Source organism: Paenibacillus taichungensis, assembly GCF_047302525.1.
Lineage (GTDB): Bacteria > Bacillota > Bacilli > Paenibacillales > Paenibacillaceae > Paenibacillus > Paenibacillus taichungensis_B.
Window position 1 is genome coordinate 1,865,782 of sequence record NZ_CP168020.1, and the last position, 18,485, is coordinate 1,884,266.

The 18,485-nt window shown below is 46.0% G+C and carries 18 protein-coding genes and 1 other RNA gene; 8 read left to right on the forward strand and 11 right to left on the reverse strand.

Translation table 11 applies throughout. From position 1 onward, the window contains the following. Window positions 1-939, forward strand: a complete 939-nt coding sequence (locus ACDJ58_RS08725) for a hypothetical protein (protein WP_413377143.1) — start codon at window positions 1-3, stop codon at window positions 937-939. Between the two features lie 182 nt (window positions 940-1,121). On the opposite strand, the gene ACDJ58_RS08730 is transcribed toward ACDJ58_RS08725, so the two are convergent. The 5 genes from ACDJ58_RS08730 to ACDJ58_RS08750 form a co-directional block, all read right to left on the reverse strand. Further along, window positions 1,122-2,162 (reverse strand): M42 family metallopeptidase, encoded by a 1,041-nt coding sequence (locus ACDJ58_RS08730; protein ID WP_413377145.1) that lies wholly within the window; start codon window positions 2,160-2,162, stop codon window positions 1,122-1,124. Between the two features lie 117 nt (window positions 2,163-2,279). Then, entirely contained in the window at window positions 2,280-2,669 is a 390-nt protein-coding gene (locus ACDJ58_RS08735; RefSeq protein ID WP_413377147.1) for a LapA family protein, read from the reverse strand. A gap of 135 nt (window positions 2,670-2,804) precedes the next feature. Continuing rightward, on the reverse strand, window positions 2,805-4,595 hold the full coding sequence (gene pepF / locus ACDJ58_RS08740) for an oligoendopeptidase F (protein ID WP_413379554.1): 1,791 nt from the start codon (window positions 4,593-4,595) through the stop codon (window positions 2,805-2,807). A 200-nt stretch (window positions 4,596-4,795) separates the two neighbouring features. Beyond that, on the reverse strand, window positions 4,796-4,981 hold the full coding sequence (locus tag ACDJ58_RS08745; RefSeq protein WP_413377149.1) for a hypothetical protein: 186 nt from the start codon (window positions 4,979-4,981) through the stop codon (window positions 4,796-4,798). 3 nt (window positions 4,982-4,984) lie between these two features. Further along, entirely contained in the window at window positions 4,985-5,218 is a 234-nt protein-coding gene (locus ACDJ58_RS08750) for a hypothetical protein (RefSeq protein WP_024629225.1), read from the reverse strand. 163 nt (window positions 5,219-5,381) lie between these two features. On the opposite strand from ACDJ58_RS08750, the gene ACDJ58_RS08755 reads away from it, so the two are divergent. Then, window positions 5,382-5,579 carry a cold shock domain-containing protein gene (locus ACDJ58_RS08755; protein WP_017689394.1) on the forward strand — a complete coding sequence of 66 codons (198 nt, stop codon included), beginning with the start codon at window positions 5,382-5,384 and terminating at the stop codon, window positions 5,577-5,579. A gap of 137 nt (window positions 5,580-5,716) precedes the next feature. Here ACDJ58_RS08755 and ACDJ58_RS08760 read toward each other — a convergent pair whose 3' ends face one another. Both ACDJ58_RS08760 and ACDJ58_RS08765 read right to left on the reverse strand, forming a co-directional pair. Continuing rightward, on the reverse strand, window positions 5,717-6,886 hold the full coding sequence (locus tag ACDJ58_RS08760) for an MFS transporter (RefSeq protein WP_413377151.1): 1,170 nt from the start codon (window positions 6,884-6,886) through the stop codon (window positions 5,717-5,719). Between the two features lie 36 nt (window positions 6,887-6,922). Further along, window positions 6,923-8,263, reverse strand: coding sequence for a multi antimicrobial extrusion protein MatE (locus tag ACDJ58_RS08765; RefSeq protein ID WP_413377153.1), 1,341 nt, complete (start codon window positions 8,261-8,263; stop codon window positions 6,923-6,925). A gap of 179 nt (window positions 8,264-8,442) precedes the next feature. Here ACDJ58_RS08765 and ACDJ58_RS08770 point away from each other — a divergent pair, with 179 nt between their 5' ends. Continuing rightward, a complete protein-coding gene (locus ACDJ58_RS08770) occupies window positions 8,443-9,522 on the forward strand; it encodes a tetraprenyl-beta-curcumene synthase family protein (protein ID WP_413377155.1) in 1,080 nt (359 codons plus the stop codon). Window positions 9,523-9,576: 54 nt separating this feature from the next. After that, a complete protein-coding gene (gene pfkA / locus ACDJ58_RS08775) occupies window positions 9,577-10,548 on the forward strand; it encodes a 6-phosphofructokinase (protein ID WP_053783630.1) in 972 nt (323 codons plus the stop codon). A 62-nt stretch (window positions 10,549-10,610) separates the two neighbouring features. Here the strand turns inward: pfkA and ACDJ58_RS08780 are convergent, their stop codons facing one another. From ACDJ58_RS08780 to ACDJ58_RS08795, 4 genes are all read right to left on the reverse strand, one after another. Further along, the gene (locus tag ACDJ58_RS08780) at window positions 10,611-11,972 is read right to left on the reverse strand and encodes an MATE family efflux transporter (RefSeq protein ID WP_413379556.1); all 1,362 of its coding nucleotides are present in this window, start codon (window positions 11,970-11,972) and stop codon (window positions 10,611-10,613) included. Between the two features lie 199 nt (window positions 11,973-12,171). Then, window positions 12,172-13,353 (reverse strand): putative glycoside hydrolase, encoded by a 1,182-nt coding sequence (locus tag ACDJ58_RS08785; RefSeq protein ID WP_413377158.1) that lies wholly within the window; start codon window positions 13,351-13,353, stop codon window positions 12,172-12,174. A gap of 161 nt (window positions 13,354-13,514) precedes the next feature. Next, window positions 13,515-13,703: a hypothetical protein gene (locus ACDJ58_RS08790; protein WP_170867818.1), complete on the reverse strand. Its 189-nt coding sequence runs from the start codon at window positions 13,701-13,703 to the stop codon at window positions 13,515-13,517. A gap of 175 nt (window positions 13,704-13,878) precedes the next feature. Further along, complete coding sequence (locus ACDJ58_RS08795) at window positions 13,879-14,691, reverse strand: YitT family protein (RefSeq protein ID WP_407944578.1); 813 nt, start codon at window positions 14,689-14,691, stop codon at window positions 13,879-13,881. Between the two features lie 314 nt (window positions 14,692-15,005). Between ACDJ58_RS08795 and ACDJ58_RS08800 the strand changes: the two genes are divergently transcribed. The 4 genes from ACDJ58_RS08800 (at window position 15,006) to ACDJ58_RS08815 (ending at window position 18,434) form a co-directional block, all read left to right on the forward strand. Next, window positions 15,006-16,592, forward strand: coding sequence for a DEAD/DEAH box helicase (locus ACDJ58_RS08800; protein WP_413377160.1), 1,587 nt, complete (start codon window positions 15,006-15,008; stop codon window positions 16,590-16,592). A gap of 183 nt (window positions 16,593-16,775) precedes the next feature. Continuing rightward, entirely contained in the window at window positions 16,776-17,612 is an 837-nt protein-coding gene (locus ACDJ58_RS08805) for a YesL family protein (protein ID WP_413377162.1), read from the forward strand. 51 nt (window positions 17,613-17,663) lie between these two features. Further along, a non-coding RNA gene (ssrS, locus tag ACDJ58_RS08810) (6S RNA) lies at window positions 17,664-17,855 on the forward strand. Window positions 17,856-18,041: 186 nt separating this feature from the next. Continuing rightward, window positions 18,042-18,434, forward strand: coding sequence for a DUF1499 domain-containing protein (locus ACDJ58_RS08815; RefSeq protein WP_024629239.1), 393 nt, complete (start codon window positions 18,042-18,044; stop codon window positions 18,432-18,434). The last annotated feature ends 51 nt before the right edge of the window (window positions 18,435-18,485 follow it).

Here is an 18,485-nt window from a genome sequence, read left to right on the forward strand (position 1 = left end):
ATGTATAGAGAACTGAATGAACAATTGGCAGTGATCAAGGAAAAGGGAAGAATGTACGAGAAATGGAATGATCGGCTGGAGAAGCTGAATCAGGAGGAAGCGGAATGGAAAAGGAAAGTACAGCAGCGTCTGGAGCACCTGCAGAAGGAACAAAACGATGTAGATCGACTCAACAGTATGACGTTATCAGCATTCTTTTATCATTTAATCGGCAAAAAAGAGGATCGACTGGAAAAAGAAGAACTGGAGTTGATGGAAAGTAAGGCAGAGTACGATACAGCTTGCCAGATGTTAACGGATATCCAGGAGCAGCGTTCGCACGTGCAGCAGGAACTGGACGGTCAGCGGCAATATCAATTCTGGCAGAGTGATTACAAGGTGTTATGGGGCAAGAAGGAAAATGATTTGCTGGAGAAAGATGCAGAATTACAGCAAATGGCTGAAGATCGGGAACATCTCTCGGGAGAGCTTCAGGAGCTGAATGAAGCGGATCGAGAGGGGCAGTATCTGCTCGATGCACTTGAACGTGCTGAAAAGGCTTTATCCTCTGCGGGAAATTGGGGGGTATACGACATGATGGGTGGGGGTATGATCTCGACTCATATTAAGCGGAGCAGAATGGATGATGCTCAGGTTGCCATTATGGATGCCGGAAGACGTCTTCGCCGATTTCAGAAGGAGCTGGAGGATGTGAAGATGGCTGTACACACGGAATTACACCTTGGAGGCCTGCTTTCATTCGCAGACTATTTCTTCGACAATCTCTTTGTGGACTGGATGGTTCAAGACAAAATTCGGAAAGCTGAAACCCAGGTGAAGGATGGACTAAGTGCGGTGCGAAGCACGTTGCGTGTACTGAAGAATGAGATCCGGGAGCACAAGGTGATGTTGGAGCTTCTGGAACGTAAGTATTGCGAACATGTTGAACGAGCGGATTAAATCATTTCAAAGAAGAAGGACACTTCCAGCTTGCCCCTAAACGGCGCAGCTGAAGTGTCCTTTTTTACATAATAAAAGTGAATCATAGATATCCAAGTCGGCATGCCCGACAATATCGAGATCACAACTCTGATTATTTATTCAAATGCTGTATTGCCATTCTACTTGTCCATGTTCACAATTTACTTGGTTGTAATATATGCAGCGAGCAGTCTCGCTGTATTCAGGACAGCGTCTTTATGCGTACGTTCCATGGAGTGAGAAGCGTGAACGCCCGGCCCAATCAATGCAGCGCGAATGTTATTTCCTCCACGTAATGCTGCGCTGCCATCGGAGCCGTATTGTGGATAAATATCAACGACATAATCAAGGCTTGCTTGTTTGGCAAGTTCGATCAGTCGAGTGGTCATATCGTAGTCATATGGTCCGGATGAATCCTTGGCACAGATGGATACATCCGTCTCCTTGCAGCTAAGGTCGTCACCCATTGCGCCCATGTCTACAGCAATCAATTCGCTGATTTCCGCAGGAATATAAGATGCACCGTGTCCAACTTCTTCGTAGTTCGAGATGAGCAGCGAAACGTTATGTAGTGGTTTCCAGTTTTCGCGATGTGCAGATTCCAGGATACCGAACAAGGCAGCTACGCTGGCTTTATCATCAAGGTGACGCGATTTGATATATCCGCTGGGCGTAATGACCGCACGTGCATCGAAGGAAATAAAGTCCCCTACAGAGATACCCAATGCCAAAACATCTTCCTTGGAAGAGACCACTTCATCAATACGGACTTCCATATGGCTCTCGCTTCGCTCAAACGTACGCGCATCCGGATAGACATGTACAGAAGGATGAAGGGAGAGGATGGTGCCTGTATAGGTCTTTCCATCGCGTGTGTGGATGGTGCAATACTCATTCTCGATACTGTTCATGGTAAACCCGCCGACAGAAGTGAGCTTCAGTGTGCCGTAGGAAGTGATGGAACGCACCATGGCTCCCAATGTATCCACATGTGCACTCAGTCCGATCGTTCTGGAAGAATCCTGCCCAGGCAATGTGAGCACAGCTCCACCTTTGTTGTTCAATTCAAAAGAGACATTAAGTGATTCAGCTTCCTTACGGATCATCTCAATAATATCGTGGGTATAGCCACTAGGACTGGGAGTATCGAGTAACTTTTTCAGAAAAGATAGGACATAGGATTCGTCAATGGTAAAACTCATATGGAAATTTCCTCCTCGTTAATGAATGTGCAGAAAGTTGTTCTAAAAACAGAATACAGCCTGTCTGGCAGAATGTACAATTCCATTCTTGATAGCCAGCAGGCTGCCTCTGATGTGTTACAGCGTATCCGAAGGATTTCCTTTTCGTTGACTCTGAATAGAATCGGACTCCACAGAAGCGTTGTCCGAATCGATCGTTCCGAATGTATCCATCGATTTAAACGAATCCAGAGAAGAGGAAGAGCTGCTTGCTGCGGAGCTTTCCAATTCGGATACACGCAGTTTCAATTGCTTGTTCTCACGTTGCAGTCGATATTGGCGGAAGATGCCATAAGACCCTACAATGATTCCACCGATTAGGGCGCAGCCAAGAATGAGCAGAATCAGCGGGATTTGAACCGTGTTAAATAGCAGGTTGACTTGTACGGAATCCACATTAATGACCGCAAAAATTCCGGTAAGTAATGCAAAAACTAGACCTGCGATGAGTGCCCATTGCATTTTCATGGTGGTGCCTCCTTGTTGAACAATTCAGAACTATGTAAGCAATTACCCTAATTCATGGAGCTTGCATCTTGCTTGATTATAAAATCCCTTGCCCATTTGGGCAAGGGATCAGGTCACATGGACGAGAAAGCAACCTTATTTCGTTAGTTGTTCCATTTGCTCAATCAGTTCCTTGAACACACTCATAGCTTCGCGAATCGGCTCTGGCGTAGACATATCCACTCCTGCTTTTTTCAGGATGTTGATGGAATAGTCACTGCCACCGCTCTTGAGGAATCCAAGATAACGGTCCACGGCAGGTTGGCCCTCTTCCAGAATTTGCTTGGAAAAACTGGTCGCTGCTGAGAAGCCGGTCGCATATTTGTACACGTAGAAGCTGTTATAGAAGTGGGGAATACGCGCCCATTCCATTTCAATATCTTTGTCCACCACCATGCTATCTCCATGGTATTTGACATTAAGGTCATAATAAATCTCGGAAAGCAGCTGAGGTGTGAGAGCTTCACCCTGTTCAGCACGCTCGTGAATAATTTTTTCGAATTCTGCAAACATGGTTTGACGGAATACCGTGGTACGGAACTGATCTGCATAATACGTCAGCAAGTATAGCTTTTCCTTCGGATCTGTCGATTTATTGAGCAGATAATCCATCAACAAGGCTTCATTCGTTGTTGATGCAACCTCAGCCAGGAAAATGGTGTACTGTGCATCACGATACGGAAGTGTAGTGTCCGAATAGTGGGAATGCAGTGCGTGGCCCATTTCATGTGCCAGTGTAAACATGCTATTCAGGTTATCTTTGTGATTCAACAAGACGTAAGGGTGGGTGCCGTAGGCTCCCCAACTGTATGCGCCTGAACGTTTATTCTCATTTTCGTATACATCAATCCAGCGGTCATCATAGCCGGCCTGCAATGCGTCTGCATAATCCTTGCCAAGCGGCTTCAAGCCATCTTTAACCGTTTGTTTTGCTTCCTCGTAGGTAATGTCCATTTTGTATTCATCCAACAGTGGGGCGAAAAGGTCATACATATGCAACTTATCTAGGCCGAGCAATTTTTTGCGCAGGTCCATATAACGGTGTAACAGCGGAAGGCTCTCATGAATCGTATCCACAAGATTGGTATAGACATCCTTCGGAATGTTGTCGCCGTAAAGGGACATTTCCATGACGGAAGGATATTTCCGAACATCGGCATAAAACATGTTTTTGGTTACGTTGGCGTTCAGAGCTGCAGCAATGGTGTTCTTTTGCTTGCCATAGGTTTCATACACCGCTTTGAAGGCACGTTCGCGAACTTCCCGATTCGGATTTTCCAAGAACTGAATATAGCTGCCGTGGGTTAGTTCCACTTCGTTTCCATGCTCATCCTTGATTTTTGGGAACTTGAGATCGGCGTTGTTCAACATGCTAAAGATGGTTTGTGGTGCCTGGGACAGGTTGCCCACCTGTGCGAGCAATGCTTCCTCAGCTTGGCTCAGTACATGAGCCTTTTCACGTTTCATCTCTTCCAATGTGAACTTATAAGCAGAGAGTTTCTCGTTGGAAATGAGGGCATCCAACTGATCATCCGGAAGGGACAAGATTTCGGGTGTAACATAAGATAGTGCTTCACCAACCTGCACGCTTAACTTTTGTGCTTTTTGGGACAGATTTTGATATGTAGGGCTAGCTGTGTCTTCATCTTGATGCATCCGTGCATACACAAAGAGGCGTTCGGTTTTGAGACTGATCTCATCTTCGAGTTCAAAACAGCTTTTGAGTGTCTCAGGTTTGTTCAGTTTGCCCTGGAATTCGGAAGCTTTCTTGGTCAAAGATGATACTTCTTCATATTCCTGATCCCAAGCTTTCTGATCGGCAAATAGATCTTCCAGTTTCCAGGTTTGTTCAGTAGGTACCTCGGAACGTTTCAATAGTTGACTCATGGGAATCCTCCTTTGATGAAGTGATGAATATATAGACGAAGCTGCCTTCGTCCCACTCGCTTGTGCGGAGAGAGACGAAGGAATCAGACTAAGTACCAGCAGAATGAACAGCGATTTGCGGTATTTCAACGGCCTTCCTCCTCACTATACGAATAATCCCGTATAGTATGACCTGAGGGGCTTTGAAATATTTGAAGAAGCTAGGCTCCCATATTGACCAAAAAGTAAACGATCAGAAAAAATGCGAAACAAATCAGCAGGGTGGCAATCAGAGCCATGCCCCGTCTTAGACGATCCGGGATGGAGTTGCGTCCCAGAATCAGCACGACTCCTAAGGAAAATGCAAGAATAATAAAGATGACAACATTGCTTGAGTCAAGCTGCATGGGCTAGACCCCTTTGAAGGCAGCCATCAATTGACGCCATTCGTCCTCGCGGTTCTCGAAATCTTCTTTCGGGAAGCGGCGTTCAGCCCAGTGCATCAATGCAGGACGGCTGAGGAATGTATGGCATTCTTCGCCCCATTCTTCCGAAATTTCACGAAGCACCAGATATTTGCCTTGAACTTCTACGGTCATCATATTCCACTTGTCTGTTTTGTATATTTCATGTTTTTTTATCATAGGTAGTCTCCAAACTAACGGTTTTGGTAAAATGATACCGTACCCTTGGATTCAAAGCAAATTTTTTCGACTTTTATGGAAAAGATAAATTGCAATGTAGAAGGTCATACAGTATAATGAGGGTATTCGCCATAGATGGCGATATTTTTAGGAGGTTGTTCATTTGAAAGGTACAGTTAAATGGTTTAACGCAGAAAAAGGCTATGGCTTTATTTCAGTTGAAGGCGGCGAGGACGTATTCGTACATTTCTCCGCAATCCAAGGCGACGGCTTTAAAACATTGGAAGAAGGTCAAGCGGTAGAATTCGAAATCACTGATGGAAACCGTGGTCCTCAAGCAGCTAACGTAAACAAATTGTAAGAATATTTCCGGTCATACGGATTTCTTATAAATGATTGGCTTCTAGCTGAATATATGAACCCAAGCACAGTCCCCCCATGGGAGGCTGTGCTTTTTTTGATACGTTGAGTTCCATAAGGGAAATCCCTTTTTGATGCTTATGCGCGACTAGTCATGCTTGACCAAAGCTTCATGGAAAATCCAACAAGTGCGGCCAGGGAAAACGCCATCGCAGTGAGATAGAAGGTGTTTCTGTTGGTATACTCCAGCAGCAAACCTCCCAGTGTTCCGCTGAGTAGACCGGAAGCGCTGGACCACACAATGGTGAACAGGGCCATACCAGTAGCGCGATAGCCATCCGGAACAAGGCGGGTGATATAACGGACCGCAGTAACGTAGAAGATGCCAAAGGTCACGCTGTGCATTGTCTGAATGGCAACGACCGCCGCGGGTGTATCCGAGATGGACATCAGAAATAAGCGAATCGTATACATCAGCGCAGCGATCGTGAGCAAAGGAAGTTCTTTGTAGCGATTGCCGTATCTGCTTAGCAGCAAAAACACTGGAATCTCACTGACCGAAGAGATCAACAGGGACCAGCCGATCAGCCCTTCACTGGCACCTAGATCTTTCAGCGTAATGGTAAGAAAGGCTTCATTCATCCGGTGACCCAGAGCGAGCAAGAAAACGCAGCCGAAAAAGGTGAGGACATCCCTTCGTTTCAAGATGGACCAGAGTCCCGAAAGATCCATTTTAGTGCTGCTGCCCGAAGGCTGATCTTTTAATCGAAAACCGATCAGGAGTGTAGTCGCGGCCAGCGCGATACATACCCACATCGTCCATCCCGGTCCGAAAGATCCGAGAAAGTATCCGATGCTTAACGCAAAGAACGCATATCCGATCGAGCCAAATACACGAATGGAAGTGAAATTTCTCCCATACTTGCTCGCGGTTGTAATCGCCATCGTATCGGAAAGTGGATAAACCGGGTAGTAGAAAAAGTAAAACAGGGTCACCAGTACAAATACCTGACCAAAGGTTGTGGCATTTGCAAGCATGACACCTGTGATTAGTTGTCCGGCAAGCAAGATAATCATCACTTTGCGTACGGTTTTGTAACGGTCGCTGGCCATACTCCAGAACATGTTGGAGAATACGGATACGAGAGGGCCAATTCCGTACAGGTAACCGATTTCGGCCCGACTGAACCCCAGATGACTGAAATAAAGCTGGAAATACGATACCACCAGAACGGTGGAACCGAAGATGGTGAACATAAGTGCCCGCAGCCAGGTTTGATCTGGCCGGGCGGTAAGACTTGATTTCATGATGAAAGGCTCCATTCTTGATTACAGTTCAATTTATTATCCTTTGAGGGAAGATGATTTCCCGGATGAGGGTACAGACATGGTAGGTTCCTTCTGCGTACGCCGGATGACAAGCCAGACGATGACAAGCTCGGCAAGCAGGCCGAGGGATTGAGCCACTGCGCCGATCATGCCGTTCCACGCAGGGAATATGCTGACCAGAATGAGCAGGACGATAACCGTACATATGGCATTTGCCGTCTGGGAGCGAAACATCGTTTTGGTCTGTCCGCGCAGCAGAATCAAACCATTGCTGAAGTCGAGAAAAGGTGAAATCAGCGGAAACAGTACAAACGCACGCAGTGTCCACAAACTTTGCTGTAGCAGATTGCCCTGAACGCTCATTACATTTTCCAATACCCACGGTCCAAGTGGGGTGTAAGCTATCGATACGGTCATGGCAAAAGGAACAAATCCGGTGACCAGTGCGAACTTCTTCACAAGTTTGGCATCAACAAGATAGAAATTCAGCACGATTTGGTGGATATATGTAAAAAAGCTTAGCATCAGCTGCATCAGGCTACTCGCAACGGCAAAGGAAGAGATGGCCAGAGCAATCCCGGTCGTTTTACCAAGTACGATGTTAATGACGGGTCCGATAAACAGGGCCACGAAACTGGATAATAACAGCGGCTTGTAGAAGCGAAAGACGTCTGCCTTGTTTTCAACAGGATGATCCTCCAGCTTGGCTGGCATCTTGCGCTTGATGCTGTTTCCTTCGAGAAAACTGACCAAAGCCTCAATCATCATACCGACGGCAAAAATGATAGCGCCTACACGTCCACTGTCAATGCTGTCTGTATATATGAAATACAAGGACAGGCCATACATGCCGGCAAGGCGGAATAACATGCCGATCGTCAGCCATTTTGTACGGTTATTCGTAATAATGATGCCCTGATAGATGTTGCGGATGACCGAAAAGATGCTGACATACATGAGAATCTCGTAAACATCGATCACTTTGGATAACAGATCCGGGCTTACGCCAAACAGATATTTGAATACACCTGTACCAATGGGAGAATATACGATGAGAAATCCGATCAGAAGCACACAAGCGAGAAATATTTTGGTCACAAACGTGAGGGCCTGAAAGGAAAGGCGGTCCCGAACCAGCGCCGAACAGGTTTGACGCAGCAGGGTTGAAGGGCGCTCTGTGAGGGTCAGCAGGCTACCGGCGATGGCATAGCTGGCAATGACCGTCTCGGGATGAGCGGAACGTGCGAGTGTACTGTTAATGATCACGTGTGAGATGGTAACGAGAGAGGCGGATATGCCCAGCGGCACAAAAAATGCAAATAACCGTCTCCACGAAAGTGGTTCATTTGACGTCATGTCAACGACTCCTTTGATGGATGAAATATGCCTAGTATATCACAAAGCCCTGAAAGCGGATGCGATTTTTTGTGCGGAATATGCGGGAGATCATTTGTACAATTAAGGGGATCATATTATAATAGGATTGGTTAAAAATCGCTCTAATACGTATTCAACCAAGTGGAGGCACATTTATTTTGAGCCAATCAAATCGAAATCGTCATCAATATCCGCGTGGACCGTTGGCATTGATGAGAGGGGTGTACAAATACACCATTCCGGAAACGCGGAAGGAATTGGATGGATGGCGTGCCCAGGCCGAGAAAATTCCGAATGAGGAATTGCGCAATCAGGCACTGGCCAGTCTCAGGGACAAGCAGTTCCACTGTGAAGGCGGGACCGTTTATGCTTTACCTGATTTGCCGAACAGGCACATTCTGATTCCGCTGATCGTTTCATATCAGACTATTAGTGATTATTTGGACAATCTGTGTGATCGCAGTACATCGATGGACCCGAATGACTTTCGGCTTCTCCATCAATCTATGCTTGATGCGGTAGATCCCGAAGCAAGCCCTGTCAATTATTATGCGCTCCGCGAGGAGCAGGATGATGGTGGATACCTAAGGAATCTGGTGACCTCATGTCAGGAGCTGACCCGTCAGCTGCCAGGCTATGCATCCGCCAAGCCTCAAATTCAGGATCTGGCAGGCCTATACACGGACCTGCAGGTATATAAGCACATCAAGCCGGAACTGAGAGAAACGGCATTGCTGGAATGGTGGTCGGAACATCGCCACCGCACACCTCAGTTCCGTTGGAACGAATTTGCCGCTGCTACCGGCTCTACGCTGGGCGTATTCATGCTGTTTCTGGCTGCAAGTGATGATCAGCTGACAGAAGAGCAGGCGGCTTCGATCCACACTGCCTATTTTCCTCATGTATGCGCATTGCACATTATGCTCGATTATTTAATCGATCAGGATGAAGATCGTATCGGGGGAGATCTCAACTTCTGCAATTATTATGAGAATGTGGAGACAATGCTGGACCGAATTGCTTTTATTGTGGAGATGGCCCGCAGTGATGTGCAGAAAATTCCGGGGAGTGCGTTTCACCGGATGATTATCGAAGGACTGCTTGCCATTTACCTGTCTGATCCCAAAGTCAGCGAACAACAGGAAGTTCGCGTCGTTTCCAAGCGTCTGATGAAGAATAGCCCGATGACAAGAGTATTTTTCTTTATCTTTAGCCGCTGGATTCGTAAGCATATGTAAGTCAGGCGTATTGTGGTGGGAGCCTGAAGTGAAACTAGAGGAGGAAGAAACATCATGACAGCAGTAAAGAAAATCGCAGTTTTAACGAGCGGTGGTGATTCACAAGGGATGAACGCGGCTGTTCGTGCGGTTGTTCGCAGCGGACTGTTTCACGGTCTCGAAGTGTACGGGGTTCAACGTGGATACCAGGGTCTTTTGAATAACGATATTTTCCCAATGGACTTGCGGAGTGTAGGGGATATCATCCAGCGTGGGGGAACGGTTCTGCAATCGGCACGCTGCAAGGAATTCTATACCGCTGAAGGTCAGCAAAAAGGCGCAGACATTCTGCGTGCACGCGGCATTGACGGCCTGGTTGTTATTGGTGGAGATGGTTCATACAACGGCGCCAACAAACTGAGCAAGCTGGGCATCAACACGATGGGTCTTCCGGGAACGATTGATAATGACGTTTCTTTCACCGATTATACGATCGGATTCGATACAGCAGTAAGCGTAGTGGTAGATGCAGTTAACAAATTGCGCGATACCATGTCTTCACACGAACGTTCTTCTATCGTTGAAGTTATGGGTCGTCACTGTGGCGATATCGCTTTACATGCAGGACTCGCATCGGGTGCAGAAACGATTCTTGTGCCGGAAGTTCCGTTTGACATGGACGAAGTGGCAGACCGCATGAAAGCCAATTTTGCACATGGTAAACGTCACAGTATCATCATTGTTGCTGAAGGTGTGGGCAAAGGTGAGGATGTAGCGAAAGAACTGATGGAACGCTGTCCAACATATGAGCCACGTGTAACTGTCTTGGGTCACATTCAGCGTGGAGGTACGCCAACTCCGTTTGACCGTAACCTCGCCAGTCGTCTGGGAGATTTCGCCGTACGCAGTCTGATTGCAGGTGAGACAGACAAAGGTTGCGGTATTATCAAGGGAGAACTGACCCTGACCGATATTGATAAAGTTGTTAATACGAAAAAAGACTTCGATATGGTGACTTACGAGCTTGCACAGCGTTTGTCCCAATAATCCAATCAAAACCAAAAGAGCACAGTCCCTTCTTGCGAGGGCTGTGTTCTTTGTTATATCCTTTATTTTTTTTCTGACATACGTACCGAGGCTTGCTTCTGTACAAGGAACAATCTCCAGAGAAGCGCCGTTGCTCCAACAGCGAGGCCGGCAATGAGTCCAACCCAGTATCCAAAGGCTCCGAGTGAAGTATACGTAGCCGTGATGTAGCCGACAGGTAGACCGATGATCCAATAGGCGACAAACGTAATGATCAATGCAGGATTCACGTCCTTGTAGCCCCGAAGTGCTCCCTGCGTTGGGGTGGCAATGGCATCAGAGATTTGAAAGAAAATGGCGTAGATCAGGAAATGCTGTGTCAAAGCAATAACCTCGTGATCATTCGAGTACACGCTCGCAATTTGTTCCCCAAATAGCAGTAATACCACAGCTGTTAATAGAGAAAGCCCAATGGCACCTCCGATACCCAGGAGACTGTATTGCTTTGCGTCTCTCACACGCCCTGCACCCGTCTCATAGCCCACAAGAATCGTAAGGGCCATACATATACTCACAGGTAGCATATACAGCGTAGAAGCGAAATTCAGGGCCGCCTGATGGGCAGCAATCGTGATCGTGTCGAACCGGCTCATCATTAATGTGACCGCTGCAAAGATGGAGGTTTCAAAAAAAGTAGCAAATCCGATGGGAACACCAATCTTAAGCAGTTCTTTCCATTTGGTCAGTGAGACCTTGGGCATCTGCCGAAAGATGCCATACTGGGCAAAAGGCTCTATCCGATGTACAAAAAAGAGGCTGATGAGAAAAATGAGCCAATATGTACTTGCTGTAGCCACACCTGCTCCGACACCTCCAAGTTGGGGAAAGCCCCAGCGTCCAAAGATAAGCAAATAGTTCAGGAAGATGTTTACAGGCAGCGAAACCAGCGTAATCATCATGGTGATCCGTGTCTGGCCCAGTGCATCCATAAAACTCCGTAGCACAGTGTAGCCGAAAAGGGGGATAACCCCAAAAGCCAAGGCACACAGGAAATAGAAGGCGACTTGGCCAACCCGTGGCTCTAAAGGCATTCCGTTTAGAATCGGACTGAGCAGCAATGTGCCTGCTGCAAGAACGACGATTCCGACCGCTACACCGAGATACAAGGCTTGAATGACACTATGACCAATCTTGTCATTACGCTTCGAACCGAGCAGGTGGGAGACGACAGGTGTAATGCCGATCAGAATACCACTTAGTCCTGTCTGCACCGGCAACCACAGACTTGTGCCAATGGCGACGCCCGCGAGATCAGCAGGGGAGAACTTGCCTGACATATTGGTATCGAAAAACGACATGGCAGAGAGGGCGATTTGTGTGGTGAAGATGGGTAAAAATATAATCAGGAATTGCTTTACTTTCTGAGAGAAGCTGGTGGTGGTCATGTTCACTGGCAGTGCCTCACTATTCTTAAGAGTTATCACTAAACTGTCATGTACGGACAGCTATTTATTGTAGTGGATTTTGCCCGATTTGAATAGGGAGGGGAACGTGGTTGTTCGGAAGGTAAGTTGAAAGCATAGTGAAAAAACCTCGCTCCAGAAATACGGAACGAGGTTATTGGAGTAAAGTGAACAGAGTGTATTATTTATAGTTTACATCTGGTGTATATCGATTGGAGGCATTCCAGAGCAGATACTCATCCACATCCATGTCTTTCATCGCACGAATTTGGTCCTCTACCTGTTTTTTGCCGTATTTGATGTAATGTCCACTGCCTAACCAACTTGCTGTAAAGTCCTGAATCCATGGGCGAATAACGGGTTTCAGTTCCTTGGTTGGATCAAGTTTCTTATGTGTATCTTTCATGGAGCCTTTAATGGTCGTATATGGATCTTTGTCAGGGTCCTTCACACCGTACCAGCCGGTGGAGTAGTGACTCGGATAAACCATCGGCGAGATGACATCCACGTTTTGAGATATCTTCACAAAATCCTGTCCAATACCCTCGGCTGCTGGTACTGAGGCCGCGTAACCGAATATATCAACCGAGACTCGGACACCCAGCGGTGCAAGTTCCTTGCGTGCATACTGCACGAATTCGGCTACAATGTCGACCCGGGACTTGTCGGACTTGGTGTATTTCAATGCGTCTGCACGCGTTTCAAAACCTTCCGGAAAACGAACATAGTCGAACTGAATTTCCTTAAATCCCAATTTAGCAGCTTCCTTGGCAATCTCTATATTGTAATCCCATACTTCCTTGCTGTAGGGATTAACGAAGCTGTCGCCTTTGCCGTTAGCCCATACAGAACCGTCCTTGTTACGGAAAGAGAGCTCCGGATTTTTCTTGGCCAGAATTGTATCCTTGAAAACTACCACTCGTGCGATCGGGTAAACGTCATGTTTTTGCAGGCGTTTCATCAAGGCATCAATATCACGGATAAAAGGCTGAGATTTGCCCATTTCCTGTAACGTCTTGTTCTCCGTAGGGTAAGTTATGTATCCGAGATCGTCCTTGATATCAATGACCATGGAATTGAGCTCTGTGTTATCCATCAGATCGAGTAATAATGTCATCCGTGCACCACCGGCGCTATAAGCCGTCACATAGATGCCTTTGACAACGGGTGCATCGGGTTGTGGGTCGATTTTTGCAGGCGGGTTATCCGCATCAATAATGACGTGATCTTTTTGAGATTGAATGATGGCGGTGTTGAAACTGTTTGTTAATGATTGAAAGGGTTGATTCCCTTGATCAGCTGTAGCTGGTGTACCACTGAAGGTTCCCCAGGCCATAGCCAGTAAAGCCCAAAACATGTTCATTCATTTCCACTCCCCTATGTGCATTCCATGTTTGAATTATACAATAAAGCCTCTGGGCTTTTAACCATATTATTCAAGTGATGAAACACATGGGAAAATGAAAACCGCTTCCTGTTGAGGGGTAATCCCCACAAGAAGCGGCGTGATCAATCTAAAAAAAATTATTGAATGTAGATCTCATTTTGATGCTCACAAATACTGTACTGAATGATTTCCATTGCGTCTCCCTGTTCCAGAATGCCCAGCCCATCCCGGAGAACAATCAGTGAGTCGAGCTCATTCGGTTTTAAGAAAGGGAGCATTTCCGGGCACCATTTGTTGACGATTTCAAACAGTTTTACCGTTTCCATATCCACAATAATCACCCTTCCCTACTCGAATTCCAAAATGGTAAGTCATTCGGCGCGATTCGGAAAAGCACATGGTTCTGTGAAATTGAAGGGCACATCCTGCTATACAACATATTTAGGAGCCGTACACCGTTATTATACCACAATGTTTAGAATTGTTAACCGTACATCTGTCTCAACTTCGGCGGAAAGAGCCCATAACTCCAACTGTTTCCACAATATTAACAAAGGCGTTCGGATCCGTTTCCTTGATAATTCGTTTGATTTCAACGAGTTCGTAGCGAGTAGTCACTGTCATTAACATGTCCTTTTCAATGTCTGTATATGCTCCCTGGGTCTTGATTTTGGTGACCCCACGAGGGCGAACAAGCAATTTTTTCAACATCGCTTCGGTTTCATTGGTAATAATGTACAATGTGACTTTGACATGGCTGATGTGAATCAGATCCAACACTTTGCCTGTGATATAGATCGATACCATGGAGGCAAGTGCGATGTTCCAGTTATCATTCAGATAGCCTGCGAGCATAATAATGGCTCCGTTCATGCCAGCCATTACCGTACCAATCGGGAAATCACGATTACGGGTGAAAATGGAACCAACAATGTCCAGCCCGCCCGTCGAGCCGCCGACTCGGAAAGAAACTCCGGTACCCAGTCCCACTAACACGCCGCCAAATACACAGCTCAGAAGGGGATCTGTTGCCACAGCAAAAACAGGCAGAAGCCCGATGAACCATGAAGTGGCTGCTACCGAAACAATACTTAATGTAATGAAGCGACGTCCAAGAATAAACCAACCTGCAATGAGCAGAGGGATGTTCAGAACAAAATACATTATACTAAGATTCAAATTCGTAAAATAGCCGAGAAGCATGGAAATACCGGATACCCCGCCGCTAAGAAGCTGATGGGGAACCAAAAACCAGTTGAAGCCACAGGCAATAGCTGCAGCACCCAATACGATCACTAAAAAGTGCCAAATCATTTTGGGCAATTTAATCACCTCATTTATATTTAAAACCAGATTGCTGGTAATCTTGAATTGTTTTGTGATATAATAATTTGTGGATATTCTTGAGTAGGAAACTTTTCCTAAATGGAGCAATAAAATTTTGAAATGTTTCAAACACATGTATGTAGTTTTAGTCTTATGTTTGGGACCCATTCATGGAATTATATTCGTTCGTGAAAATAATTTGGCTTGATGGGATACCCTATAAATATTAACGCTACTTAAGAATACAGACAACAAAGTGGATTGTCCACCATGTCCACCATATAAAAGGAGCATGAATAATTTTGACAAATTTAAATTTCACAGATTTCAATCTTGAACCACTGGTGCTGCAAGCCATCACTGAGCTCGGGTTTGAAGAAGCAACACCGATCCAATCCCAAGCGATTCCTTTGGCACTCGAAGGCAGAGATTTGATTGGTCAAGCACAAACAGGTACGGGTAAAACAGCTGCATTCGGTATTCCGTTGATCAGCAAAATCACTAAAAGTGACGAGAAAATCCGCGCCCTCATTATGGCACCTACACGTGAACTTGCAATCCAAGTTGCTGAAGAAATCGAAAAACTCACTCGCTTCAAAGGTCTGCGCTCCCTGCCAATCTACGGCGGACAAGATATCGTTCGTCAGATTCGTGCATTGAAAAGAAAACCACAGATTATCATTGGTACACCTGGACGTCTCCTTGACCACATCAACCGCAAAACAATCAAACTTGATGATGTACAAACTGTTGTATTGGATGAAGCAGATGAAATGCTCGACATGGGTTTCATGGAGGATATTCAATCCATCCTGAAACAAGTTCCAGACGAGCGCCAAACAATGCTGTTCTCAGCAACAATGCCTCCTAACATTCAAAAATTGGCACAACAATTCTTGAACAATCCTGAGCACATTTCTGTGATCCCGAAACATGTTAGTGCACCATTGATTGACCAATCCTATATCGAAGTACCTGAGCGTCAAAAATTCGAAGCACTTAGCCGTTTGTTGGATATGGAATCTCCTGAGCTGGCGATCGTATTCGGACGTACAAAACGTCGTGTTGACGAATTGGCTGAAGCTTTGCAAAAACGTGGATATTCTGCAGACGGTCTTCATGGTGACTTGTCCCAGAATCAACGTGATGCGGTAATGCGTAAGTTCCGTGACGGCAGCATTGACGTTCTCGTTGCAACAGACGTGGCTGCACGTGGTCTCGATGTATCCGGCGTAACTCACGTTGTGAACTTTGACCTTCCGCAAGATCCAGAAAGCTATGTTCACCGGATCGGCCGTACAGGTCGTGCGGGTAAAGAGGGTGCTGCTTGGTCTTTCGTTACTCCGCGTGAGATCGACCACCTGCACTTTATCGAGCGTGTAACACGTCACCGTATTCCGCGCAAACCACTGCCAACAATGGCTGAGGCTGTAGAAGGAAAACAACGTTTGACAGCTGAGCGTTTGCTCGAAATCGTACAATCTGGCGAACTGAACGAATACAAAGGTATCGCGATTCAAATGCTTGAGCAATATGATTCTGTTCAACTGTTGTCAGCTGCTCTGAAGCTCCTGACAGGTGACAAAAAAGATGCTCAAGTTGATCTGACTCCTGAAGATCCGATCCGTGCAAAACGTCGTAAACCGGATGTTCGCTCTGGCGGACGCAAACCATCTGGTTACAGCGGCAACCGCAGCAGCAGTGGTGGTGGCGGTAGTTACAACCGTGATCGCAACAGCAGTGGCGGCGGACGTGGTGGATACAACCGCGATCGTAACAGCAGTGGAAGTGGAAGTGGAAGCAGAGAAGGTGGTTACAACCGTGACCGCAAACCGCGTCCAAGCAACAACGAAGGACGTCGTCCTGCCAAAGATTCTTCTTTCGAATAATATACAAGTGTGAACTGGAAAATGGGGCAGGGCGACTGCTCCATTTTTTTATGTGCAGATTATGCCAAACCAATGAGCCGTCGATCTCTTTTCGGGAAGGGCTGGCTTTTCCTATCTATAATAAGGTATATTAATATTATTAGAATTAAGGCTAGACGCAAGGCTGCGGAGGAGGAGAATTGTTTGGAATTTAAAGGAGCTATGGGTGGGATCTACCGACTTACAGAGTGGATTACGAGACTGGCCGCAACCAATCTGTTGTGGGCCATTTGTTCGTCTCCGTTCTTGTTTTTCTTGTTTATGAAACTGCTCGTGATGCAGCAGAACCTGGCCAACGAATCACTGCAAATGAACTGGGCTATAGCCATTGTGGCACCGCTTACACTATTCCCGGCGACATCGGCGCTGTTTACGGTTGTTCGTAAATGGAATATGGGTGATACGGACGTGCCGATCTTCCGTACTTTCTTTGTAGGTTACAAAGAGAACTACAAACAGAGTTTAATCGGAGGCATCTTCTATACCTTGCTGTTTGTCATCATGTATCTGGATTACACAGTATATATGACACAATTCAAGAATATGCAGCTGGTCGGAATTATTATGCTCGTACTGTTGCTGCTGCTGTTTGTTTCTCTCTTTAACTTCTTCTCGATGGTTGTGCATTACCACATGTCCATCGGATTGATTATCAAAAATGCGGTTCTATTGACGCTGATTAGACCATTCCGTGTATTTTCCACGTTGCTGGGAAGTGGATTGTTGTTCTATATCGGTTTTCGTTATCCGGTCTTGTTCATCTTCTTCATTATTAGTATTGTTGCCTGGTTTGCTTTCTTCAACTTCTATGCAACGTTTAATAAGATGCAGGAGCAGATGGAGAAGATGCAGCTGAAGAAAGAAGAAGAGGAAGCTGCACAAGCCGCTGAACAGGCAGGGGAGTCAGTTGATACGATCGAGACGGCTGAACCATCTAAGCTTAAGCCATCTGACGAAAAACACGATAATCTCCAAAAATAAAACATGAGCTGTCACCATTTACTTTTTACACAGTTAGGGATATAATAATTGTACATCCTGCGATGTACGTTTCGGTTATTCGTTGTTTTGAACCAATGATGATGTCTTCGGGAGATCAATACAGAATGTTGCTGAAACGCCCTGTCTATATGACATGGGGACTTCAAAAAACATTTTTGCGGCCACCCACCTGCTAAGCAGGTTCATAAGACAATGTAGCCGGACGGCATAGGCGGGTTCCTATTTTATCATGTACAGCACCCTGACTCTTTCCTCTAATCCAGGAATTTCAGGGTGCTTTTTATTTGAGCTTATTTTGTTGAATTGGCTGTATTTTGTTAAAAGTGTCGCTTGCCCTTTTGTTACTACATGAACAATGTTACACTAGTATACATAAATGGAACGGTTACATTCAAAGGAGGAAGGGTCTTGACCTTAAAGAGAACGCTCGTCGGTATCATCCGCAGCATGGAGGGAACCAGCGATCGAGCCAAGGATCCCAAATTAAAAACACGGTATTATAACTTATCCAAAGACAGAGCCTGGGAAGAGGTTTCTTCGACACTCAAAAAAATTCCGGGTTATAAAGTGCTGCATGAAGTGCCTTCTGTGGGAGAGGTCATACTGGAGAAGCGGACTACCTTTGGACGGACGATGGATATTACGGTTTCCATTATATCGGTAAGTCCTGTACGTAGTGCGGTCGATATGTATTCGGCTTCACGTGGTTCACTTGGAGATCTGGGTTCTAATTATCGCACGATCATGAACTTGTTCTCCGTATTGGATAAAAAGCTGAGTAAGTATAAGTCAAATGATTGAAATAGATGGGTGAATAACAAAAAGCGAGAGAAGGTTAACCTTCCTCGCTTT

Excerpts from the sequence above, each read along its gene's own strand:
- ACDJ58_RS08725 (WP_413377143.1), top strand. The coding sequence starts at position 1 with ATGTATAGAGAACTGAATGAACAATTGGCAGTGATCAAGGAAAAGGGA.
- ACDJ58_RS08730 (WP_413377145.1), bottom strand. The coding sequence starts at position 2,162 with ATGAGTTTTACCATTGACGAATCCTATGTCCTATCTTTTCTGAAAAAG.
- ACDJ58_RS08735 (WP_413377147.1), bottom strand. The coding sequence starts at position 2,669 with ATGAAAATGCAATGGGCACTCATCGCAGGTCTAGTTTTTGCATTACTT.
- pepF (WP_413379554.1), bottom strand. The coding sequence starts at position 4,595 with ATGAGTCAACTATTGAAACGTTCCGAGGTACCTACTGAACAAACCTGG.
- ACDJ58_RS08745 (WP_413377149.1), bottom strand. The coding sequence starts at position 4,981 with ATGCAGCTTGACTCAAGCAATGTTGTCATCTTTATTATTCTTGCATTT.
- ACDJ58_RS08750 (WP_024629225.1), bottom strand. The coding sequence starts at position 5,218 with ATGATAAAAAAACATGAAATATACAAAACAGACAAGTGGAATATGATG.
- ACDJ58_RS08760 (WP_413377151.1), bottom strand. The coding sequence starts at position 6,886 with ATGAAATCAAGTCTTACCGCCCGGCCAGATCAAACCTGGCTGCGGGCA.
- ACDJ58_RS08765 (WP_413377153.1), bottom strand. The coding sequence starts at position 8,263 with ATGACGTCAAATGAACCACTTTCGTGGAGACGGTTATTTGCATTTTTT.
- pfkA (WP_053783630.1), top strand. The coding sequence starts at position 9,577 with ATGACAGCAGTAAAGAAAATCGCAGTTTTAACGAGCGGTGGTGATTCA.
- ACDJ58_RS08780 (WP_413379556.1), bottom strand. The coding sequence starts at position 11,972 with ATGACCACCACCAGCTTCTCTCAGAAAGTAAAGCAATTCCTGATTATA.
- ACDJ58_RS08785 (WP_413377158.1), bottom strand. The coding sequence starts at position 13,353 with ATGAACATGTTTTGGGCTTTACTGGCTATGGCCTGGGGAACCTTCAGT.
- ACDJ58_RS08790 (WP_170867818.1), bottom strand. The coding sequence starts at position 13,703 with ATGGAAACGGTAAAACTGTTTGAAATCGTCAACAAATGGTGCCCGGAA.
- ACDJ58_RS08795 (WP_407944578.1), bottom strand. The coding sequence starts at position 14,691 with ATGATTTGGCACTTTTTAGTGATCGTATTGGGTGCTGCAGCTATTGCC.